Here is a 15,090-nt window from a genome sequence, read left to right on the forward strand (position 1 = left end):
TTTACACTGTCCTTGCTTGAAACTAACTAATTGACACAGTGTAAGATATTTTAATTAGATGGGATAGAGAGAAATACCCGCAAACAAGGCTTATTCCATGTTTGCGGGCATGAGCTGCGGGCATGTGTTTAGGATATGCGCAGCAGGCAATATTTACTGGTATGGGCTTATCGTCGATAACACAAACTCGGTGTGCATGATCTCATCACCCTTAATCCCTTTAAGCGCAATACGAATGGTAGGATCTGCTTTTTGCCAATCGATTGTTAAATCGCCGTAGTTCACCTCATGAGTGTAATCACCCACTCGGTGTTTATTAGGGCTAACATCTTTCCACTTTTCTGTAAGCCCAGAGCTAGTCATCTCGTACAAAGGATAATCAAGGTTTTGTTGATACTTAGACAGCTCACCCCAGTGAGTATCGCCGCTGACAATAATCACACCGTTTACTTTATGCTTTTTAATAAGCGCAAATAAACGTTCACGATCAGCCGGATAATTTGCCCATGACTCCCAGCCTGTAAAATCAGCTAATAGCTGCAAGCTTGAGGCAATGATTTTTATCTTTTCATCTGACTTAAGCTCTTGTTCGAGCCATTGCCATTGACTTTCGCCAAGCATAGAGGCGTTTTTATCAGTTGTTGGGCTATAAGGCCCTTGTTTTGCAGGTTTTCGTTCAAGTTGATAGGTCATCGCCGATACGTGATTCAACGGCGCGCGATTAAAACGAAGATCAGGCATGATGACTTTTACTGTTTGCTCACCTTCACCGTACGTGTACGAAGTGTAAATACCATCATCACGAGTTCTGCGAGCAGAATCTGCTGGCTCTTGCCAAAAGTCGAGCATAATTTTTCGTGACTGCTGTTTTTTTGGGTATTCGCTGCCAGCATCATTTTCGCCATAATCGTGGTCATCCCACATGGCAATGATAGGCGTATTCGCACGTAATGTTTTAAAGCCCGGCTTTTGCCCTAAACGTTGATATTTATCGGCAAGTACCGACATATCTTCGGTATCACCATAAATGTTATCGCCAAGGAACATAAATAAATCGGCTTGCTCTTTGTTGATGGCGTCAAAAATTGGAATAGCCTTGTCTTGATGACCACATGAGCCAAACAAAATTTTACTCGGTGCGGCAATCGCACTCGCACAACTAACCAGCATTAATCCAGATAAGGCGCTTCTAAAAAAACTAAGCGTTAAACTCATTTTAAAATCTCCTTAATCGGCGCTGCCATCTTCGGGTTAACTTGCTGACTGTTGACGCCTAAAATATTCAGCACAGTTGCCGCTACTTGCGCTTGTTTGAGCTCATTGCTTGGCTTAATTAAGCCTGTTGCTTTTATATCTGGGCCAATCGCTGCTAACCAAATATGCTCAGAGCCAACAATGCCGTTTGGAAAACGCTGCTTTCCTTGCTCTGAACGTGCCAAAGCACGCTTCGAACTATGATGCTGCCAATCATCAGCATGACTGCCACGGCCATGATCTGTTGTGATGATCAATGTGGTATTGTCTTTATAGCCCGGTGTTTGTTGAATTGTTTGCCAAAGGTCACGAATAAAGTCATCGCTTTGTTTAGCCGATTTTAAATAGGCATCGTATTTACCGTTATGAGCAAAGTCATCGGTTTCACCCAAGCTAATAACTAGCAAACGCGGCTGTTTATTTAATAAATATTGTTTGGCAAATCGGTAGGTAAAGCTGTCGAGGCGTACATTGTGCCAAGGGCTTGGGATCTCGCTTTGCATTTGGTTTAGCAGAGTCACTTCCCCTGACTTCACCTCATCAAAAGTTTCAAAGCCAGCATTAACATAAACCCCACTACGCTCACGATTTACAATATAGGGAAACACATCCCAGCTACCAAAAAGCGCGGTTTTACCTTTAAATTCTGGCTGAGTATTTAAACTCTCTAAAATGGTTTTATTCGGGTTAGACACTTTATCGTTACTATCGATATTTTCGTCTACGATGCCAGTTAAAATTTCACTGTAACCTGGGTATGAGAAATACCACGGGTTGCTTACCGACATGAATGAACCTTGAGTTCTATCGCCAATCAAAACGCCTTGCTTTGCCAGTGTTTCGCTAAAAAATGGCATTAATGCTTGAGTTCGCTGTGCTTGGTCATCTCGCCAAAAAAGCGCCTTTAGTTCATCTGTATCTGCAACAAAATCAGTGTTATCGATTAGGTTTTTATCTGCACCAGAGAACACTTCTTGCCAGCGAAGCCCATCAAGAGTCACAAGCACAACATTGTCGGCAGCTTTACTGTTTAAGCTTAATAGTGATGCCGCTACCACCGCCGTGGCTAAAATTAATTTTTTCATATTTCACCTGCAAAAAAGCCCATCAACGATGGGCTATTTAAAACGTTAGCTTATTATTTAAAACTGCGCTGTCAGTGTTAAAGCTGCGGTACGTGGTGCACCAATAAAGTAGGTTGAACCATTACCTGTGCCACCTGCGAGATATGATTTATCAAACAGGTTATTCACCACAAATGCAAGGTCGATTGATTTAAACACGCCTGAATCAAGGCTGGTGTTATAACCAATGTTTAAATCAACCAAGGTGTAACCATCAACCTCATTACGCGAACGGGTTTGCTCATCAGTCCATGCGCCTAAACGCTCACCAGTGTATTTAGCCGATAAACCAAAGCGGAAATCACCGCTGTAGTAGTCTGCCGATACCACAAATAAATCTTGTGCTGAGTCAATCACTTCATCTCCCGCTTTAAAGCTGGCTGATGCATCTTCAAGTAACTCACCCTCGCTGTTGTAAGCACTTGGATCGTTCGATTGATACTCAGAGTTATTGTAGGTATACGATGTGTAAAGATTCCATTTGTCAGTCAGCATATAGCTTGCAGAAAGCTCCACACCCGTTGACTCAATACCACCTACGTTGATGTAAGAACCGTTCGTGCCAATCGTGTAGTCAATACCATCGGTATCACTGCCCGGAGCAATAAAGGTAATACGGTTATCAAATTCGATGCTGTAAGCGGTTGCCGTTAAACGTAAACGGTCATCACTGTAACGTACACCTAGGTCGATGTTTTCAGCTGTTTCAGGTTCAATTTCGGTCAGTGTTGATGAATCACGTTCAAGTACACCATCTTTAATTGCCGCAAAGTTTTCGCTATAGCTGGTGAATAGCTCAGTGCTTGCAGATAGCTGATAAAGCACACCACCGCTGAAGAGTACATCTGAATCACTGTCGATTTTATCTGAGTATTCATCTTCAAAATGGTTATAACGCTGAAGCTCTACAAGGTACTGTTTAGCACCTAAATTAAGTGTGAAATCGCCTAAACTGATTGAGTCTTGTACGTACCACTTGAATGTATCTGTTTCGAAGGTGTTCTTGTACTGTGTCCAATACGGCGTATGGTCAAAGTGATGATAGACACGGGCATCAATAACTTTATGCCAGTCGCGTGATTCATCGCGGTCTGTTTGCTCAAACCAAAAGCCAGCTTCGATATCATGATTGCCAAGGGTTACTTGGTACTCGCCAGTCATACCTAAGCGGTCTTTTTTATAGTGAGTATGACGATACGACATAACTGGAATAGCATCATCTGGGTAACAGGCTGGGTTTAAGCCAGGGCCTGAAGACCATGGCCATTCTAAACTTGCAGTACAACCCGCAGCTGGTGCAAGTGGATTACCGTCGCTATCTGTAAAGCCATAGCTGCCAGCGTTTTCACCACCAATCGTTGTTGGATTGCCATCGCCATCAACCGGTGACGTTAGATAAGGCGGGATCCAATCGCCACGACCTGAATTCTTATGATAGTAAGGTGACAAGCTTAAGTTTGAAGTGGCACTTAACGCGTAATCAAACTTTACATACGCAAGGGTATTTTCACGCAGTGTACCCCAGCCCTCAGCAAACATTTGATCAAAATGCGGCACGCCAGTCCAATTCCAAGTTAAACGATCCCAATCAGGGTTTTGTTCAAACTCGCTAATGCTAATGCTGTTATAGTTAATTTCGTGAACATCATCATACGAAACACGACCTGTTACGGTTAAGTCGCTAAAGTCTGATACAAACTTGGCTTCGATGTGCTGATTGTCTTTACCACCATTGCTGCCATCACCAACCCAGCGGCTTGTGTCTGTTTGCGAATAGCTGATATAGGCTTGCGTGTTATCAAAAACAGTGCCGGTTTCGTGCTTAACAAAGTAACGGCTAGCGTTATGATCGCCCGTTGTGTAAGCAAACGTAGTGCTTTGCTCGGTACTCGGTTGTGCACTCACAAAATTGAAAGTACCGCCTAATGCTTCGAGTGAGGCAGAGGCAATATCAGACGTACCTTGCCCTACTTCAACCGTTGCTAAGTTTTCGCTGTCTAAGTAACGGTTTGCTTTTGCACCGCCACCATAGTTAGAACCACCATTAGGAATACCATCAATCGTCATACCTAATTGCTGTTGATTACCATCAATACTAAAGCCACGCATAGTAATGGTGGTTGACCAATCGTCACCACCAAATGCATCACCTTCGTTGATGCTAATACCCGGCAGGTTATCAATCACGGCTAACACGCTTGATACTGAACTTTGTTGCTCAAGCATGGCAGGTTCAATAACGTTATTTGCATAACTGGTTGGCTTTGCAACAACGGTAATTTCTTCAATTTCGTTATTCGTGTTTGCATTTGCCGATGTTGCTAAAAGCGTTGCGACTACAAGGCTTAGCTTTGTTTTTTAGTTACTGTGCTCATTGTTTTTCCAAGGTTACATATTTAAAAGCGGGCACAGTATGCAGAGCGTGTATGACATTTAGGGTCAAAATTTTTGACACAACAATTAAACAATTAATGCATTTTCATGGCAGATTTAAGACTTAACTGTTTAATAAATAAGAAAGTATTAGAAAAGACGCCCAGTTAAATTAACTGAGCGCTTGTTGGTTGGACAATATTATTAGGTTTGCTTAAATCAGTTCAGCCAGCATTTCGTCGCTATATGGTGTTAACGCTTCACCATTTTTAACTTTACTGATGTAATCTGGGTTTGCAATGAATGGGCGACCAATCGCAATTAAGTCAAATTGGTTGTTATCGATAGCTTGATTTGCTGACTCAAAGCTATAGCTGCCTACCCCGACTAAGGTGCCTTTGTACGCACCGCGCATATATTCAGATGCCGACTTATCACCTAAGCTTGCAAAGCGCATGCTGTCATCAAAAATACCAACATGTAAGTACGCAAGGTTACGTGTTTCAAGTGCTGGTAATAGATAATCAAATACTGCTTTATCACCGTCGCTTTCAGTCATATTAAAATACGCACCTGGCGATAAACGTAATGCAGTTTTATCTGCACCAATTGCTGCAACTACAGCATCAACGACTTCAAGAGCAAAACGCGACATGTTTTCTGGTGTTTGACCGTATTGATCTTCACGTTGGTTGGCAGCAAAGTGTAAGAATTGGTCAATTAAGTAACCATTTGCACCATGAATTTCAACCCCGTCAAAACCCGCTTCAATTGCGTTTTCCGCCGCTTTTGCGTAATCAGCAATTAAACCTTGAATGTCTTCAATGGTTGCCGCTTTTGGAGTAACGTAAGTTAATTCACGCATTCTTGGTACCGAACCTTCAATACCAATTGCTGATGGTGCCAGTACATCACCACCAAAAAAGTGAGGGTGTGCAACACGACCTACATGCCAAAGCTGAGCAAACATTTTGCCGCCTTTAGCGTGCACAGCATCGGTCACTTTCTTCCAACCTTGAATTTGTTCACTGGTAAATAGGCCCGGTGTATTTGGATAACCTTGAGCATCTGGGCGAATAATCGTTGCTTCGCTAATAATTAAGCCCGCATCAGCACGGCGTGCATAATAATCAACCATCGCTTGGGTTGGTACGAGGTTATCGTCGCTCATACAGCGCGTAAGGGGTGCCATTAGTACACGGTTTTGCAGCTCAATGCTGTCGTTTAATTTAAACGGAGAAAGTAAATCGGTTGTCATGGTTTTATCCTTATCTTGAACATACATTCAAGATAAGGGCGAAACATACACACTTCAAGGTTTATTTTGAATAATCGTTCAAGATTACGTAAACTTCTTTTATATACCGTGAGGAGCCTTAATGAGAACTGCTGAATTTGATACTGAATTTGTTCTACGCCAAGCCATGCATGCTTTTATGCAATATGGCTATGCGAAGACCAGTATGCAAAAATTAAAAGAAGTAACTCACCTTCACCCGGGTTCTATTTACGCGGCTTATGGCAACAAAAAAGGCTTGTTTTTAGCCGCCACCGAGCAGTATCAAAAAGATAGAAACCAACAATTTACAGCCCTTTTTAATGACCAACAATCAATTTTATCGACCCTCAAACATTACTTAACTGTGATTGTTGATGAATGTATTGAAGGTGAAGTAGCTAAAGTGTGCTTACTTACAAAGAGTATCTCTGAGGTTGAAGGCAACGACCCTCAGATTTGCACTGTGCTGCGTGGTAACTTAAACGCTTATGAGCATGCCCTCGCTGAACAACTTCAAAAAGCCCTAGATAACAACGAATTTTCAAGTAGCAAGTCAGCGCAACAGTTGGCGCGCTTTTTAGTCATGGGCATATACGGTATTCGTACCTATGCGCTAACAAATCAAGATCCAAAATCTCTGCAACAACTTGCTGACGATCTATTTGCTGCATTAGTAAATTAATTTAGCTATTAACTTTACTTGTCATATTAATTTATCACCTTATGATTAAGGTGTAGCTGTGTATAACTAAAAGAGTGAGCCTGTCATGAATAATGCAACTGCTAAACGTGTTGAAACTGAATTTGATGCTGTACTCGCCTTAGGCGCTAAGAAACGACTCGCTTATATGTTTGAAACGGTTCAAGAGTTTAAACAAGTGTGGATCCTCAATGATGAACATGGCTGCGTCATGCTCTCTAACGAAGACGACGACTGTGTACCTGTGTGGCCTAGCCGCGAATTTGCACAAAGCTGGGCAACCGGTGAATGGCAAGATTGCACACCAAAAGCCATCCCTGTAAAAGACTGGTTAAGTCGCTGGACACCGGGCCTTGAGCAAGATGACTTACTCATTGCAGTGTTCCCAACTGATCAAGATGACGGCACAATTTTATTCCCCGATGAGTTTGACTCGCAACTAAGAGTGCCGAAAAAGCGATTTTAAATACAAGGGAGCCATGCGCTCCCTTTTTTATGCTATTTGTTGTAAGCGCAGTGCTGAAATATCTTTTATCGGTGGCTTGCCAAAAAAGCGAGTGTATTCACGACTAAACTGCGATGGGCTTTCATAGCCCACTTTTAAGGCTGCAGAGCCTACATCAATTCGCTCATTCAGCATTAATTGTCTTGCCGCCTGCAAGCGCAGATTTTTTACATATTGCAACGGGCTCATTTTTACTACATCACGAAAATGCAGCCTGAATGTCGAGGGGCTCATGTGTGCATCACGGGCCAAATCATCAATTGAAAATTGACTGGTGTAGTTTTCTTTTAACCAACATAAGGTCTTGGCTATTTTTTGATGGGCAGAGCCAGACATCACAATTTGCCTTAAATAAGGGCTGTGCGGGCTATTTAACAAGCGCAATATAATTTCTTTTTTTATCAGTGGCGCAAGATTAGCTTTTAAGTGTGGCTCATTGTCGAGTTGAATAAGCCTCAGTAAAGCATCAAGTAAGCCGTTATCAGTATCAACCACCGACATAGCTTGGTGCTTGGGGAACTTGTCTTGCCCTGCAAACTCCATTTCAGCAACAATGTGGCTGATTTCATGAGCATCTAAACGCAAGTAAAGTCCATAAAATGGCTGCTCTTTACTGGCACGAGTAATATGCGACGCAACAGGCACATCGACTGAGGTCACCAGAGATTGGCCGTCAGTGTAATCATAGCTATGTTCACCCAGCACCACCCGCTTTGCACCTTGCAAGCTAATGCCCAGTCCTAATTCATACACGCAGGCCATCGGTAATGAAACTTCGCTTCGTCTGAACACCAATAACTCTGGAATCGCTGTTTCAAAACTACCATCTGCAACCGCTATCGCTTTCACTGCTTCTAATAATGCCTGACGCATTTAGATTACCTCTAATCAATACTCCATTAAGTGTATCACCGTAATTTGAGGTTAGGACCATTTAAGGTAACAGTTCGTTGCTTTAGGCAAAAATTACATCATTTATGGCAAGCAGAAACCGCCATTATCGACCATAATGTATTTTCAATTTTTCGATTGCATGCTCTATGCAATCAGCCACTGCTACAAAACCTCAATACATTCAATACCTAAAATCAAAAGAGAAATTATGAGCCATAACAACACGGATTTATTTGTGTTTGTCGCGATCGCTGCTTTGGTCACCGTTCATGACAAGCCTTTGTTAAAACGAGCATGTCAGCACGCCTTGAATGATGGCGTTTCAATGCAAGAGTTGTGTGATATTTTACCGCATATCAGTGTGTATTCTGGAGTGCCAAAAGCATTGCAGGCGCTAGAGATTTTAAACTCACTTGATGATATTCAAGGTTCAAATACATTGCTTATCAAGCGTACAGAGCAGCAGCTAAAAACTGCACTCACATTTGGTCAGCTGCCGTTTGGCATAGAGCAGCAAAACAACACAGTATTTGAACTTACCTCTTTAGGCGCTTTATTTGCGCTAGACGATGCCAGCAACTTAGTTAGCGAGCAACTTAAACGCTGTGTATTGCTTGGTTATAGCCGTGACCAACTTGAATTATTAGTAATAGAGCTTGCTAGGAAAGTCAGTAGTCACATAGCCATGCGTGCTAAATGTAATCTTGAAAAGCACTTTGCTATGGTGGGGTAAAATTAAGAAATGGCGGTGACGGAGAGATTCGAACTCTCGATACGTTGCCGTATACACACTTTCCAGGCGTGCTCCTTCAGCCACTCGGACACGTCACCTAAGGCGCAGCTAAGAGCTTAGCGCGGCGTTATAGTATGAAAACAACCCTACAGACGCAAGGGCTTTTTAAAATAGTGCTGTTAAGTGATTATTTATCAAACAAAAAAGGCAAGGTAAACACCTTGCCTTTTGTATATAGTCAATTCGTTATTAACGCTGAAGCGATGCTGAGAACTCTAACATACGGTTAAGCGACTTTAATGCGCCTTCGCGTAAGTCCATATCAACAAACACTTCTTTACCTTCAGGGTCTGTCAGTGCTTCTTCAATCGCTTTTAAGCCATTCATTGCCATCCACGGGCAATGTGCACAGCTTTTACATGTTGCGCCTTCACCTGCTGTTGGTGCTTCAAAGAATTCTTTCTCTGGGCATAACTGCTGCATTTTGTAGAAAATGCCACGGTCAGTCGCAACGATGAACTTTTTGTTGTCCATGGTTTGCGCTGCTTTGATTAGTTGGCTTGTTGAACCAACCGCATCAGCTAAAGCTACAATCTCCGCAGGAGACTCTGGGTGAACCAATACAGCCGCATCTGGGTGTAAGGCTTTCATATCCTTAAGTGCTTTGGTTTTAAACTCGTCATGAACGATACAGGCGCCATTCCACATGATCATGTCAGCACCTGTGTTCTTTTGAATATAAGAACCTAAGTGTTTATCAGGACCCCAAATGATTTTTTCGCCTTGCTCATCAAGGTGCTCTACGATCTCAAGCGCACATGAAGAAGTCACAATCCAATCTGCACGCGCCTTAACAGCGGTTGATGTATTTGCATACACCACTACTTTACGATCTGGATGCTGATCACAAAACGCAGAGAACTCTTCGATTGGGCAACCTACGTCTAATGAACAGGTTGCAGCAAGGGTTGGCATAACAACTGTTTTATTTGGCGTAAGGATTTTTGCTGTTTCGCCCATGAAACGAACACCGGCTACCACAATTACATCTGCGTCATGCTTAGCGCCAAAACGCGCCATTTCTAGCGAGTCGGCAACACAACCACCTGTTTCTTCAGCAAGTGCTTGAATTTCAGGATCAGTGTAATAATGGGCAACAAGAACGGCGTTCTTATCTTTTAATAATTGTTTGATACGTGCCTTGTACTCAGCTTGCTCGTCTTTTGATAACGGAGCTGGCTTTGGAGGGAAGATATAATCTTCAGGCATAATTTGTTCAGCTAGACTCATTTCTCGACCACTTAGTCCACAGTGCATTCATGGCGCGAATTATACGAGAATATGACGCTAAAGAACAGTATTGCTGTGAGCTGTTAAGATAAATAAAGGATAACTTAGAAAGAAAAGATAAATCAGGAATGGTGGGTCATGATGGACTTGAACCATCGACCAATGGATTAAAAGTCCACTGCTCTACCAACTGAGCTAATGACCCGCTCTGAATATTTAGATGCGTCAATCCGCCGATGTGAGATACCATTTTAGAAATGGTGGGTCATGATGGACTTGAACCATCGACCAATGGATTAAAAGTCCACTGCTCTACCAACTGAGCTAATGACCCGCTCTGGATTTTAAGATGCGTCAATCCGCCGATATACAATACCATTAAAATGGTGGGTCATGATGGACTTGAACCATCGACCAATGGATTAAAAGTCCACTGCTCTACCAACTGAGCTAATGACCCGCTCTGGTATTTAATGCGTCAATCCGCCGATATAAGACCATTCAAAGAATGGTGGGTCATGATGGACTTGAACCATCGACCAATGGATTAAAAGTCCACTGCTCTACCAACTGAGCTAATGACCCGCTCTGCTGCTTATTAAAAGCTACGTAAATCCGTCGATTTGAATAATACCATAAAATGGTGGGTCATGATGGACTTGAACCATCGACCAATGGATTAAAAGTCCACTGCTCTACCAACTGAGCTAATGACCCGCTCTGGTATTAATTGCGTTAATCCGCCGATATAAGACCATTCGAAGAATGGTGGGTCATGATGGACTTGAACCATCGACCAATGGATTAAAAGTCCACTGCTCTACCAACTGAGCTAATGACCCGCTCTGCTGCTTATTAAAAGCTACGTAAATCCGCCGATATAGAACCATTCAAAGAATGGTGGGTCATGATGGACTTGAACCATCGACCAATGGATTAAAAGTCCACTGCTCTACCAACTGAGCTAATGACCCGCTCTGATGCTTATAAAAGCTATACGTAAATCCGCCGATTAAAGATTACCATTCTAATAGAATGGTGGGTCATGATGGACTTGAACCATCGACCAATGGATTAAAAGTCCACTGCTCTACCAACTGAGCTAATGACCCGCTCTTTTTTCCGCATTTTGGCTGTTGTTACCAATCGCCTGCTGCGGGCGCTTATAATACTTATTTAAATGCTGAGTGCAACAGAAAATATCTCTTTTTTTAAGTTTTTATGTCTAGTTGCCTAATTTTAGACCGCTTATGTCAAAAAGCAGTCTAATCAGGTCAAATCTACATTTGCGACAGACGTTCTGTAGCTAATTTAGCAGCGGTAGTACTTGGGTACTGATTAATTAAATCATTAAAGGTTTTAAGGGCTTGTTCACCTAAACCTTGATCCGCTAATAAGTTTCCTAATTTTAACATCGCATCAGGGCGCTTGTTAGAATTTGGGTATTCATTCACAACTACTTTAAAGTGCTCAGTCGCACCCGCTGGATCGTTTTGAATTGTTAAAAGCTGGCCTAACCAATAATGTGCATTCGATGCATACACTGAATTAGGGTAAGTCGTTAAGAATGTTTGAAACTCAGGAATTGCTTGCTCATAACGTTTATCTTTCATGATTAACGCCACTGCACGCTCATAGGCTTCGTTTTCAGATAAATCTGAACTAATTGCCTGTGATGGACCCAAATCCGTATAAGTGTTCGTAGGTTGAGTTTGTGTTGCAGCAGGCTGACTATACGCTTGGCTTACACGGTTCTCAATCTCTTGATAAAGCTCACGCTGACGCTGAAGTACTTTTTCAAGCTTATAGCTTTGCTCTTCAGTAATACCACGTACTTGGCTTACTTCGTCTTGTAAAATATTAAGCTGCTGCTGAAGCTCAGCTTGCAATAAATTACGTGACTTCATCATGTTTTCTAAAGCGACTAAACGCTTCTCAATGCTCGATTGCGAGCTTGCAGCTTCTGAAACAGGAGCGGGAGCAGCCCATAACTGGGTGCTCCCGCTTAAGATCATTGCTGCCAAAATAATTTTCGGCTTCATAATGACTCTTTATTAGTAAACTAATACTGCGCGACGGTTCTTCGCGAACGCTTCTTCAGTGCGAGACTTAACCATTGGCTTCTCTTCACCATAGCTCACAACTGACATTTGGCTAGCAGAAACACCTAAACTTTGAAGGTATTTTTCTACTGCTTGACCACGGTGCTCACCTAGTGCGATGTTGTACTCAGGTGTACCGCGCTCATCTGCATGACCTTCGATTAGTACTTTAACTGAAGGGTTTTGTACTAAGAACTCAGCGTGTGCTTGTAAAAGTTCAGCATATTGGCTTTGGATTTTTGCGTTATCAAAACCAAAATAAATGATTTGCTCTTGACGTAACGCTTCGTATTTTTCACGAAGTGCTTCTTCAGCTTGTTGCTCTGGAGTAAGCGTTGCAACTTCAACAGTATCAGTGTTGTTTGATTGCTCAACCATACCTTGGTTAGATTGGTTTGCAGAACCTTCATCAACACCTGAAGAAGAGCTACACGCCGCTAATGTCATCACTGGCACAGCAATAAGCAGGCCTTTTAAAGTTTTATTAAGTTGCATTTAATTGATTCCTATATTGAGTAAACCAGTAAAATTACTGTAAATAAGGCGACCAAGCTGGTGCCTTTACTTGTCCGTTTAGCACAGGTAAGCGTGCTTTAAAGCGACCGTCCATAGAAACTAACGCCAACACCTGTTTATTATTATGAAGCGTGCTGTAGATAATCATCGAGCCGTTTGGAGCGATACTCGGTGATTCATCTAGGCGAGTTCGTGTTAACACTTGGAACGCGCCTGTAGCTAGCTCTTTCTTAGCAAGATGGTATTGACCGTTGGTACGATTCACCATCACTAATTCTTTCCCGTCTGGAGAAATCGAACCTGCAAGGTTCATATCTCCGTCAAACGTCATGCGTTTTGACCTGCCAGTTTGCAAATTTAACTTATAAATCTGGGCATTACCACCCCTTTCAGACGTAAACACAATATCTTCACCATTAGGGAACCACGATGGTTCAGTATCTATACTACGGTGGTTTGTAAGACGTCTTTCTTTGCGAGTAGCAAGGTCTAAAACATACACTTCTGTTGCACCATTGCGGTCTTTAGAAAGCACTAAAAGTAACTTTTTACCGTCTGGTGAAAACTGTGGTGCACCATTAATACCCGGATGGCTTGTGATTAGCTCACGTTTACCCGTGTATAAGTCTTGGATGTAAATTTGGCTTTGACGGTTTTCAAATGTTACGTACGCAAGCTTAGTACCATCAGGTGACCAGGCTGGTGACATTAACGGTTCTTTAGAACGAAGTAACACTTGCTCGTTAAAACCATCATAGTCAGCAACAACTAGTTGATAAGGCTTTGGCTCTTCTTCACGTACAATCACATAAGCAATCTTTGTTAAAAACGCACCTTTTTCACCTGTTAATGCTTCATAAACTACATCGCTAATGCGGTGCGCGTATCGGCGAAAGCCATTTTCTGCAATAACACTTTCACGAGCATCTAAGATATGGTCTTGGCTTTTAACAAGTTGGCCATTGCTCATCATTTGAGTTTGGCCACCGGTAATTTGCCCACGGATCACATCGATAAGCTCATACTTTACTAAGTAACGACCACCCGATTGTTGTTCAACTTTACCAACAAGGATTGCTTCAACACCTTTATTTACCCACGCACCGTAATCAACGTCAGTGTCAGCAGCAGGAAGTTGCGGCATCGTGTTCACATCAATTGGCTTAAACTTACCACTGCGCATTAAGTCAGCTGCAATTACTGAACTTAGTTTTTCAGGGATCGTTCCCACACCTTGATATTGAAATGGCACAACCGCTATTGGGCGTGCACCATCAATACCATCGGTGATCACAATTTCTAGTGCAGCACTGGCAATGCCATGAAAGCCCAGTAATACAATAAAACATGCTGTTTTTATCTGGTTAAACATATCATTCCTTTAAAATTGAGGCGCTATAGTTAAATTAATGTTTTTAAGTTGCTCAAATACTTCACGGTCTGGTGATACTGGTAATGTATCTGCCATACGCACTGCGCGCATTGCCGCTTCACATACCAAGGTATCGCCGCCCAGTGATTTTACTTGAGTCACTAAGCCATTGAAACCAAGACGAATATTAAGACGACATTCTTTGCCTTTCATCTTCTCATCCTTTAAGAAGTTTTGCTGAATGCGCGCCATAATTAACGCTTTATATTTTTCAACTTCGCCCACTACTTGTTGCTGGCGCACTTTATTACGTGCAGCCTGCTCAGCAGCTAATTGTTCTTGCAGCATTTGCTCTTGCAATGCTTGCTGACGTTTACGTTCGGCTTCTTCTTCTTTGCGTTTACGTTCAGCTTCTGCTTCGGCCGCTTTACGCTTGCGTTCTTCTTCCGCTTTCTTTAACGCTTCTTCTTCAGCTTTACGTTTTTCAGCGGCCTCTTTAGCAGCGGCTTCGGCTTCTTGCTTTTGCTTTTCTGCTTGCTGCGCTTTAGCACGTTCTTTCTCTTGAATTTCACGTGCTTTTTTCGCTTGTGCTTCTGCTTCTGCTTTTTCTTTCTCTTTAGCGCGGCGCTGCTGTTCTAGCTTTTTAAGACGACGGTCTTCAGCTTCACGTTGCTTACGGGCATCGTTTGCACGGCGCTCAAGGTCACGAATACGTTTTGCTTCGGCTTGTTTTTTTGCTTCTTCTTGCTTTTTAAGCTCGGCAATTTTTTGCTCAACCTTTTGCTGATCAACGGTTACCGCAGCAACCGCTTTTTCAGGTTCCGGCAAAGCAGGATTCAGCGTTACTTCCATCACCTTAGGTGCTGGCATGTGAAAACTCGCTGTTGCTACTAATAAACCAGCTATAGCAAGATGCAAAAGAACTGACTTTACTACTGATGCACCCAT

At 42.5% G+C, this 15,090-nt stretch carries 13 protein-coding genes and 9 tRNA genes; 3 read left to right on the forward strand and 19 right to left on the reverse strand.

Features of this window, described 5'->3' with window-relative positions:
* Nucleotides 1-153 precede the first annotated feature (153 nt).
* The 4 genes from P4S60_RS09040 to P4S60_RS09055 form a co-directional block, all read right to left on the reverse strand.
* The gene (locus P4S60_RS09040; protein WP_337116846.1) at nt 154-1,170 is read right to left on the reverse strand and encodes an alkaline phosphatase D family protein; all 1,017 of its coding nucleotides are present in this window, start codon (nt 1,168-1,170) and stop codon (nt 154-156) included.
* Between the two features lie 41 nt (nt 1,171-1,211).
* Nucleotides 1,212-2,339 (reverse strand): sulfatase-like hydrolase/transferase, encoded by a 1,128-nt coding sequence (locus P4S60_RS09045; protein ID WP_337115737.1) that lies wholly within the window; start codon nt 2,337-2,339, stop codon nt 1,212-1,214.
* A gap of 57 nt (nt 2,340-2,396) precedes the next feature.
* Entirely contained in the window at nt 2,397-4,667 is a 2,271-nt protein-coding gene (locus tag P4S60_RS09050) for a TonB-dependent receptor domain-containing protein (RefSeq protein WP_337116847.1), read from the reverse strand.
* Between the two features lie 298 nt (nt 4,668-4,965).
* Nucleotides 4,966-6,009, reverse strand: coding sequence for an alkene reductase (locus P4S60_RS09055; protein WP_287203059.1), 1,044 nt, complete (start codon nt 6,007-6,009; stop codon nt 4,966-4,968).
* A 121-nt stretch (nt 6,010-6,130) separates the two neighbouring features.
* Between P4S60_RS09055 and P4S60_RS09060 the strand changes: the two genes are divergently transcribed.
* Together P4S60_RS09060 and P4S60_RS09065 are read left to right on the forward strand one after the other, a co-directional pair.
* Complete coding sequence (locus tag P4S60_RS09060) at nt 6,131-6,712, forward strand: TetR/AcrR family transcriptional regulator (protein ID WP_058584833.1); 582 nt, start codon at nt 6,131-6,133, stop codon at nt 6,710-6,712.
* Nucleotides 6,713-6,797: 85 nt separating this feature from the next.
* A complete protein-coding gene (locus P4S60_RS09065) occupies nt 6,798-7,196 on the forward strand; it encodes a DUF2750 domain-containing protein (protein ID WP_337115738.1) in 399 nt (132 codons plus the stop codon).
* A gap of 27 nt (nt 7,197-7,223) precedes the next feature.
* On the opposite strand, the gene P4S60_RS09070 is transcribed toward P4S60_RS09065, so the two are convergent.
* On the reverse strand, nt 7,224-8,108 hold the full coding sequence (locus P4S60_RS09070) for an AraC family transcriptional regulator (protein ID WP_337115739.1): 885 nt from the start codon (nt 8,106-8,108) through the stop codon (nt 7,224-7,226).
* A gap of 229 nt (nt 8,109-8,337) precedes the next feature.
* On the opposite strand from P4S60_RS09070, the gene P4S60_RS09075 reads away from it, so the two are divergent.
* A complete protein-coding gene (locus P4S60_RS09075; RefSeq protein ID WP_337115740.1) occupies nt 8,338-8,862 on the forward strand; it encodes a carboxymuconolactone decarboxylase family protein in 525 nt (174 codons plus the stop codon).
* 10 nt (nt 8,863-8,872) lie between these two features.
* Here P4S60_RS09075 and P4S60_RS09080 read toward each other — a convergent pair.
* The 14 genes from P4S60_RS09080 to tolA all read right to left on the reverse strand — a co-directional run bounded on the left by P4S60_RS09080 (nt 8,873) and on the right by tolA (nt 15,090).
* Nucleotides 8,873-8,960: transfer RNA gene (locus tag P4S60_RS09080), tRNA-Ser, on the reverse strand.
* Nucleotides 8,961-9,111: 151 nt separating this feature from the next.
* Nucleotides 9,112-10,152, reverse strand: coding sequence for a quinolinate synthase NadA (nadA, locus tag P4S60_RS09085; protein ID WP_063704744.1), 1,041 nt, complete (start codon nt 10,150-10,152; stop codon nt 9,112-9,114).
* Nucleotides 10,153-10,281: 129 nt separating this feature from the next.
* A tRNA-Lys gene (locus P4S60_RS09090) sits at nt 10,282-10,357 on the reverse strand.
* Between the two features lie 53 nt (nt 10,358-10,410).
* Nucleotides 10,411-10,486: transfer RNA gene (locus P4S60_RS09095), tRNA-Lys, on the reverse strand.
* Between the two features lie 50 nt (nt 10,487-10,536).
* A tRNA-Lys gene (locus P4S60_RS09100) sits at nt 10,537-10,612 on the reverse strand.
* A gap of 49 nt (nt 10,613-10,661) precedes the next feature.
* Nucleotides 10,662-10,737 (reverse strand) — tRNA-Lys (locus P4S60_RS09105).
* Between the two features lie 56 nt (nt 10,738-10,793).
* A tRNA-Lys gene (locus P4S60_RS09110) sits at nt 10,794-10,869 on the reverse strand.
* A gap of 49 nt (nt 10,870-10,918) precedes the next feature.
* A tRNA-Lys gene (locus P4S60_RS09115) sits at nt 10,919-10,994 on the reverse strand.
* Nucleotides 10,995-11,050: 56 nt separating this feature from the next.
* Nucleotides 11,051-11,126: transfer RNA gene (locus tag P4S60_RS09120), tRNA-Lys, on the reverse strand.
* Nucleotides 11,127-11,188: 62 nt separating this feature from the next.
* Nucleotides 11,189-11,264 (reverse strand) — tRNA-Lys (locus P4S60_RS09125).
* A gap of 168 nt (nt 11,265-11,432) precedes the next feature.
* Nucleotides 11,433-12,194, reverse strand: a complete 762-nt coding sequence (ybgF, locus tag P4S60_RS09130) for a tol-pal system protein YbgF (RefSeq protein ID WP_337115741.1) — start codon at nt 12,192-12,194, stop codon at nt 11,433-11,435.
* A gap of 12 nt (nt 12,195-12,206) precedes the next feature.
* On the reverse strand, nt 12,207-12,749 hold the full coding sequence (pal, locus tag P4S60_RS09135; protein WP_063704740.1) for a peptidoglycan-associated lipoprotein Pal: 543 nt from the start codon (nt 12,747-12,749) through the stop codon (nt 12,207-12,209).
* A gap of 34 nt (nt 12,750-12,783) precedes the next feature.
* Entirely contained in the window at nt 12,784-14,142 is a 1,359-nt protein-coding gene (gene tolB, locus P4S60_RS09140; RefSeq protein ID WP_063704738.1) for a Tol-Pal system beta propeller repeat protein TolB, read from the reverse strand.
* 9 nt (nt 14,143-14,151) lie between these two features.
* Entirely contained in the window at nt 14,152-15,090 is a 939-nt protein-coding gene (gene tolA / locus P4S60_RS09145; RefSeq protein ID WP_063704736.1) for a cell envelope integrity protein TolA, read from the reverse strand.

Origin of the sequence: Pseudoalteromonas sp. Hal040, assembly GCF_037162425.1 — a bacterium.
GTDB classification, from domain to species: Bacteria; Pseudomonadota; Gammaproteobacteria; order Enterobacterales; family Alteromonadaceae; genus Pseudoalteromonas; species Pseudoalteromonas gelatinilytica.

What these genes read in the sequence shown, in the direction of transcription:
- P4S60_RS09040 (WP_337116846.1), bottom strand. Translation starts at nt 1,170, where the DNA reads ATGCTGGTTAGTTGTGCGAGTGCGATTGCCGCACCGAGTAAAATTTTG.
- P4S60_RS09045 (WP_337115737.1), bottom strand. Translation starts at nt 2,339, where the DNA reads ATGAAAAAATTAATTTTAGCCACGGCGGTGGTAGCGGCATCACTATTA.
- P4S60_RS09055 (WP_287203059.1), bottom strand. Translation starts at nt 6,009, where the DNA reads ATGACAACCGATTTACTTTCTCCGTTTAAATTAAACGACAGCATTGAG.
- P4S60_RS09060 (WP_058584833.1), top strand. Translation starts at nt 6,131, where the DNA reads ATGAGAACTGCTGAATTTGATACTGAATTTGTTCTACGCCAAGCCATG.
- P4S60_RS09065 (WP_337115738.1), top strand. Translation starts at nt 6,798, where the DNA reads ATGAATAATGCAACTGCTAAACGTGTTGAAACTGAATTTGATGCTGTA.
- P4S60_RS09070 (WP_337115739.1), bottom strand. Translation starts at nt 8,108, where the DNA reads ATGCGTCAGGCATTATTAGAAGCAGTGAAAGCGATAGCGGTTGCAGAT.
- P4S60_RS09075 (WP_337115740.1), top strand. Translation starts at nt 8,338, where the DNA reads ATGAGCCATAACAACACGGATTTATTTGTGTTTGTCGCGATCGCTGCT.
- nadA (WP_063704744.1), bottom strand. Translation starts at nt 10,152, where the DNA reads ATGAGTCTAGCTGAACAAATTATGCCTGAAGATTATATCTTCCCTCCA.
- ybgF (WP_337115741.1), bottom strand. Translation starts at nt 12,194, where the DNA reads ATGAAGCCGAAAATTATTTTGGCAGCAATGATCTTAAGCGGGAGCACC.
- pal (WP_063704740.1), bottom strand. Translation starts at nt 12,749, where the DNA reads ATGCAACTTAATAAAACTTTAAAAGGCCTGCTTATTGCTGTGCCAGTG.
- tolB (WP_063704738.1), bottom strand. Translation starts at nt 14,142, where the DNA reads ATGTTTAACCAGATAAAAACAGCATGTTTTATTGTATTACTGGGCTTT.
- tolA (WP_063704736.1), bottom strand. Translation starts at nt 15,090, where the DNA reads ATGGGTGCATCAGTAGTAAAGTCAGTTCTTTTGCATCTTGCTATAGCT.